Here is a 7,119-nt window from a genome sequence, read left to right on the forward strand (position 1 = left end):
ATTGAAGAGTGAAAGGTGATATCCGCATCACCTTTCACAAAAATTTATGACAAAATAAAATCTCAAAACATATAAAAGAAACTGTAATTTTTTATTCTAAATCATTATCTAGCCATATTTTTTGCTCTACATCTTGAATTAAATTACTCATTCCATGCATAGGCTTTATTCCCATCATATTGAGCTTTTCTTTTAATGACCCCACCATATTCTCACGTTCAATGGACCAACTCGATGCAAAACATCTCCAGAACGTCCATCCTGCACGTTCTAATGCACGTTGGCGAATCATATCATCATGCCATTGTTCTGGTCCGTGATAACTATCGCCATCACATTCAACCGCTAAACGCTGATCTCCATCCGATTCAACCACCAAATCGATTCGATAACTGCCAACTTTCACCTGTGGAGTAACTGTATATCCCATCTCATGTAATACCATGAATACAGATTTTTCAAATTCCGATTCACATAGCTCTAATTTTGCTTCAAACGATGCTTTTTGATCTTCCTGCAAATCATAAAAATGATTGAGTAAATTCAATCTTAAGTCTTTTGGAGATATATGATCACGACTTACAGAATGAATAAGGTACATGCGCTCCCGAGCACGGCTCGCAGCTACATTAAATCTCTGTTCATGGTCTGATCGACTCAAAGCATGACAATTCTCAGGATCTGCAACCATAGATAAGAAAATAATATCTCTTTCTGCGCCTTGGAATGCTGAAGCATCACCACAGGCAAATTGAATCTGAGTAAGAGTTCCTGCACCAAATTCATTCAAAGCTTCTGATTGAATAAACTCAGCTTGTGCTGAACCCAACAAAGAGATTATCCCTATTGATCTATTTGCATATCGTTCATCTTTGAGAATTAGCTTCATCTCTTCAATAATAGCTTTTGCTTCTATTCGATTGATATGTTTACTATTTTTAGATTCTCGATACCCCTGTGGTGTATAAATTGCAACTAGAGCCGGACTCAATTGCTCAGACTTCTTCGATAATCGCATTGGTTTTATACGGCTACCATAAAAGTTTTTATTGCTGTAGCTAATGATTGCAGGATGGCAACGAAAATGCTCAAGAAGCATGACACTTGATTCATAGATAGAAGAAGCCATGTCATATAACGACATATCTGGTGTTAAATATGCAGCATGTGGCTGACCATGCAAATAGCGATTCCTCAATACATCAATTTGAGCACTTGCAAGCCCTACATTACTCGGAGAAACTTGCTTATTATCTCCTACAACTAATAACTTTTTAGCACGCATTAAAACAGGTAATACGTCAATTGATGACTGTGATGCCTCATCCACAATAACTAAATCGAAGAGACCTAACTCAGCAGGCATAGACTCTGATACCTGAAGATGTGACATAACCCAACAAGGGATGGCTGCCGTTGCCTCTTTTAAAGCTGCTTGCGCATCTTTTATATAGCGTGGTGCATTCTTACCAGTCCCTTTGCCATAGTGCTGAACAGCAATTTTATAGCGTTGCAATGCAACCAAGACTTTATCTGAAGCATTCTCTTTCAATGCTAACCAAGTTTTATGGGCTGAGATTTGTGCATAATCCTGAGATAAATTTTTCTCATGGATACGGCGTCGCTCATATAAATTTTCAATACGGCTAGTATTACTAATCGTAGTAATGTAATTCTCAAGGCGTTTCCATTCCCAAGCTTCAATAAATGTATTCTGTAAGATTGGATCTTCAATTTCTTGTGTGTATGGAATCTTTAAAATATCCTTACTCAAAAGCAAAGCATTGGTTTGACTAAGTTGAATACTCGCTGACTCTACTCTTTTAAAATCCTTTTCCAAATCTTTCAAATGTATCAGCCGTTTTAATAAATTTGCATATTCAATTAATTCATTCTCATGTAATGAGTTTGTATCAATCTGAGAAATAATTTTTTTCAACCGATTTGCTATTTTGTTGTCAAACGTTGACAGATAAAGCATTTGATTGGCTAGTTTACTTTGATAAACTTCTAGATTAAATATACTTAATTTCTGATCCAATAGTTGAATTAAATCAATGATATTTTCAGATATTTGATAAAATTCAATAGTCTTTGCACGACTAAAAACTTTTAAATAATTTAGATTAAATAAATCCAAATATTTATTATTCAGATCTAAGCATTTTTGCGTTTTCGTAATGAGCTGTGTAAATTCTTTTAAGATATCATCTATGCCACGATGATCAAGTTCAATTAAAGGAATATCCAACTGCGCGGCAATACTGTTCCATTTACTCATAAAGATATTAAGCGTCTGCTTTCTATCAATATAGTCTTTAATACGTCTCCATTCGTCGGTTGTATCTGGATATTTTCCAGAAACTTTAATGGACTTAAATAAATTTTGTAATTCCGCAGTCCCAAAATGATACCAATTAAACGGTTTACCTGTATCAACAGCACGCTCAATCGCCTGATACTCTTTAGAATTTGGTTGTACTTCAAAATTTAATGCTATCGGCTCGGTAAGTAAGATTTTTCTATATTCTAATAATGGTTGGACCTCTTGAATCAGATTTGTATAAACATCAAGTTCCATACGCTTATCTTCCGCATTTATCTTTTTAAAGTAGCGCAATAACCACGGCTCTGCCTGATCAAAAACAAGCTGAAGGTCTTCTAAATAATTTTTCAACCAGCCCTTAAATACATTAATTTCAGATTCAGAAACCTCTTCTTTAAAAATATGTTGTTCATTCTGTTTCAAAAATGCTTCTATTTCATTTTTTTCTTTCAAAAATTCGCTTAATTTTTTCAGACTAACAGAATCTAGCAGTTCCTCAGGAACTGGTAACAAACCATAATCAATATATTGTAAATCCGTTCCTATTTTCTTTCTTGATTCCCTCAATTGGATCAGTTCAATTTGAGAAAAGGGAAATTGATCCTTTATATCCAACGTAAGTTGATCTTTAAACCATGCATACGCAGATTGCTTTTCCAATACTGTCTGCACGATATCCATTGGTAATTTTTTATTACCATCAACTTCAATATTCTGATAATGCTTTTCTGCAAAGTTATATATTTCTCGATCAATTAACGCCATCTCATGGTGATTATGATCCACTTGTTGCTTTAAAGCCTCGATATCGTTTCTAACTTCTGAAACATTCATTTGCGTAATTTTTTGCACAATAAAATCGATTGAAGCCTCAAGTTGATTTTTACTTTCCTTACTCGAACCAATTCGACTGACAACCAAAGGTTTTAATTCATCTGGAATTTTTTCATGCACAGTTTTTAGAACATGAGGTTGCTGTGCAGTGACTAATACCTTCTTACCATTTGCCAAATAGTGACAGATGATATTGGCAATACTATGTGTTTTTCCCGTACCTGGAGGGCCTTGTACAACAACACCACTGTTATTTAAAAGATTTTGAACAATTGTGATTTGCTCTTTGTTATAAGGTAGCGGGAAATAGAGTTCTTCAACTTTTGATCCATATCCTTCTGTACCAGAACGCCCTCTGAAACGATAAAACTCCTTATCTTTAATACTATTATCTAATTCTGTCACTAATGATAATGGTTGTTCTGGTATAACAACTGAAGGGTCGTTAATCTCTATTTTTAATAATTCAACATCATCTCTTAAAATAGAGTTCTTTTTAGGACGACTAAATAATACAGCTGCTAGTGTCACTGTTAAATTTTTAGATGGTATTGTCCTATTTTGTGCATCGATAATCATACCTCTAGAAAACACATTTGAAACAAAAGCTTCAGCTAAATCAGAGTAAGTTTCACCTTCAAATAGCTGCAATGATCGACCATTATTTAAATTCTCTTTTAAAGCTAACTTAACTTGTCCTGAATTAGGTAAATCATCTTCTAATAAAATAGCATCCATTTCTATATTGGCACGGGTATCTTTAGCACCTACACGTATTAATCCATTTTTTTCAATTTCCATTTCTAGGGGAATTGTTATTAATGGATATGAATAAAGTTTTTTAGTAGTAGGGAGGACCCAATCAACTAAGCCAAAACCCGCAACAATTTCCTCACCATCACCTGTTCCCCCTAGATTAATGGCTGTATTCCATGAGAATAATTTGTCATATACAACAATTGATCTTTTAATTTCATCATTACTTTTTTTCCATTCATTCCAACTATTTACATAACTTTCAAATTCCCTAAAAAACTGCTGAATTTTGGCAATTTTAGGCACCAAATCATGTACCCACATAAAGTATGGTAATTGAAATTGGTGAATTTTCTTAAAAGATAAAATCTGATTTAAATGAATAAAATTAATAGTAGGTTCTGTTTCGGTATCAATATAGATATCTGATGCAAGTAGCTCCGATGGTTGAGGCATTAACCGAGTCTGTAATCTCTCAATCTGGAACCACCAATCCCCATCATGCAAAATATTTAAGCCGTGTATCTTTTCTAAATCATGAGAATAAAATCGATGACCATTCATTTCATACTGAATTTTTTGAGTATCCTCAGCCTGATGAGATACATAATCTAATAACTGGATAAGTTTATTCTTAGCAATGTGGCTTAATTCAATATCACGATTCATCATCTAATTTAGTCCTTCCTTTCTTTTTAAAAATAGATTAAACCTCAACCACATAAAGAGTATTATAACCACAATTTAATAATAATGAGCACCCATACATGTCGAATTGGTTCCCCCAGTGGCGTCCTTATCAAGGTCAGGTTGACCTCCAACCTGTCGCGACAAATGAATATCTTCCCCCTCTACAAAGCGCCATTCTTGGTATACAACATGCTTTTGCCATGTTCGGGGCAACCGTTCTAGCACCATTACTGATGGGATTTAACCCAAATCTTGCTATTTTAATGTCAGGCATTTGCACCATTTTATTTTTCCTGATTACAGGTGGACGAGTCCCAAGCTACCTCGGCTCAAGCTTTGCCTTTATTGGTGTAGTTGCTGCGGCAACGGGCCACGTCACGGGTGCTGGAGTAAACCCCAACCTTTCGGTGGCGCTCGGTGGCATTGTTATGTGTGGCATTCTTTATGCACTGATCGGCATCATTGTTATGCTCACAGGCACCCGCTGGATTGAAAAACTCATGCCGCCCGTGGTGACAGGTGCAGTCGTGATGATCATTGGACTTAACCTTGCGCCTGTCACCATTAAAAATGTTGCAGGACATCCTTTTGAAATGTGGATGGCACTCTTAACCGTATTGTGCATGGGTTCTGTGGCAGTATTCACGCGCGGGCTGATACAACGCCTTTTACTGCTCATTGGCTTGCTGTTGTCTTACTTTATTTATGCCCTGCTAACCAATGGTTTAGGCTTAGGCACTGCTATTGATTTTTCACAAATTTCAGCCGCAGCTTGGTTTGGTTTGCCTACGTTTAATCATCCAACTTTCCAGACCAACGCCATGCTAATTATTGCCCCTGTCGCGTTAATTTTAGTTGCAGAAAATTTGGGGCACATTAAAGCTGTTGGTGCGATGACGGGTGAAAATCTAACCCCACAACTCGGCAAGGCCTTTATTGCAGATGGTTTGGCAACGACACTTTCAGGAACAGTGGGCGCACCTGGCATGACCACTTATGGTGAAAATATTGGCGTTATGGCAGTGACCCGCGTGTACTCCACCTTAGTGTTTGTTGTGGCGGGCATCTTTGCTATTTTCCTAGGATTATCCCCCAAATTTGGCGCAATTATCAGTACAATTCCAACCGCAGTACTCACAGGCGCATCTATCGTTGTCTTTGGTTTAATCACCATTGCAGGCGCAAAAATCTGGATTGAAAATAAAGTTGATTTTTCCAAAAACCATAACTTAATCATTGCCGCAGTGACGCTCATTATGGGTGCAGGTAATTTTGAATTAAGTTTTGGAAGTTTTAATTTAGGTGGTATTGGTACAGCCACATTTATTGCAATTGCACTCAACTGGTTATTTAAACTCAAGCAATCATAACCCACAGATCTCTTCTTCAAAGGCAGTAAATACTGCCTTTTTACTGCAAATCTTTGGTACAGATTGCCATTTTTTTCACCACTAAAATACTGAAAACTACAGGCTCTCATTGTCTTTTACAAATTGAGCTAAATAATGATAAAACCTCTCCTTGTCAGTTTACTTACAACCGTCAGTATCACATCCGTTTCATTCGCTGCCGAATCTATCCAATGGGGATATGATGCACAGCTTGCCCCAGAACACTGGGCAGATCTCGCTCCACAATATCAACTCTGTCGGACAGGAAAAAATCAGGCACCTATCAATATCCAAAAAAGTTATCGTAGTATTGAGTCTCAGCCACTACAAATAACCTATCCCAGTCCGCTCAAATCCGTTATTTTTGATGGGCATACTTTACAAGCCGACAGTAAAAGCCCAAACAATACTCTCCACTTAGACCAGCAAACTTTTGTGCTTCAGCAATTGCATTTGCATACCCCAAGTGAAAATAAAATCTCAGGAAAATCCTATCCTCTAGAACTGCATCTGGTTCATCAAAACCCACAAGGTGAGCTTGCCGTTGTTGCCGTCATGATGAAACTCGGTGCTGCAAACCCTGCGCTTACAGAAATGCTCTCTCCTACGCATTTTCCCAAAAACCAGACTCAGCCGCTTAAATCAGCACTACATTTGAACTCACTGTTACCTAAACAACGGTATTACTATCGGTTCTCAGGTTCACTCACCACGCCACCGTGTTCTGAAGGTGTGACATGGCTTGTCTTAAAACAGCCTTTGACGCTTTCACCACAGCAGCTCAAAAAAATTCAAACGCTTTTGCAGCATGCTAACAACCGCCCTGTTCAGCCTTTACATGGTCGTACTATTTTAGAAAACTAAGGAGATTTCCCCAATGGTAGATTTAAAGGCGTTGGGGAATTTTAATCAGTATAAAATAATAGCTTCTTAAAATAAATTTTCTTAAACACATTTAGAATAAAATTAAATTCCAATTTAAGATTCGTGAATATAAATATTCATATTTTTTATCAAAATTAATTAGAGTGAATTATTATTTTTTAATTAATAGACCACCATTTATAATAAATAAAAACATATTAAAAAGCAAACAAAATACTATTTAAAATATTAAATTTA

3 protein-coding genes are annotated in these 7,119 nt (G+C 36.5%); 2 read left to right on the forward strand and 1 reads right to left on the reverse strand.

Annotated features, from left to right (window positions below; translation table 11 throughout):
- Positions 1 to 91: 91 nt before the first annotated feature.
- Positions 92 to 4,588 (reverse strand): AAA domain-containing protein, encoded by a 4,497-nt coding sequence (locus ABDV70_RS11270; protein WP_343597814.1) that lies wholly within the window; start codon positions 4,586 to 4,588, stop codon positions 92 to 94.
- 95 nt (positions 4,589 to 4,683) lie between these two features.
- On the opposite strand from ABDV70_RS11270, the gene ABDV70_RS11275 reads away from it, so the two are divergent.
- Positions 4,684 to 5,976, forward strand: coding sequence for a solute carrier family 23 protein (locus ABDV70_RS11275; RefSeq protein ID WP_343597816.1), 1,293 nt, complete (start codon positions 4,684 to 4,686; stop codon positions 5,974 to 5,976).
- A gap of 135 nt (positions 5,977 to 6,111) precedes the next feature.
- Entirely contained in the window at positions 6,112 to 6,861 is a 750-nt protein-coding gene (locus ABDV70_RS11280; RefSeq protein ID WP_343597818.1) for a carbonic anhydrase family protein, read from the forward strand.
- The last annotated feature ends 258 nt before the right edge of the window (positions 6,862 to 7,119 follow it).

This window comes from Acinetobacter sp. (genome assembly GCF_039596015.1).
Taxonomy (GTDB): Bacteria; Pseudomonadota; Gammaproteobacteria; order Pseudomonadales; family Moraxellaceae; genus Acinetobacter.

Coding starts and splice junctions, on each gene's coding strand:
- ABDV70_RS11270 (WP_343597814.1), bottom strand. CDS start 4,588: ATGATGAATCGTGATATTGAATTAAGCCACATTGCTAAGAATAAACTT.
- ABDV70_RS11275 (WP_343597816.1), top strand. CDS start 4,684: ATGTCGAATTGGTTCCCCCAGTGGCGTCCTTATCAAGGTCAGGTTGAC.
- ABDV70_RS11280 (WP_343597818.1), top strand. CDS start 6,112: ATGATAAAACCTCTCCTTGTCAGTTTACTTACAACCGTCAGTATCACA.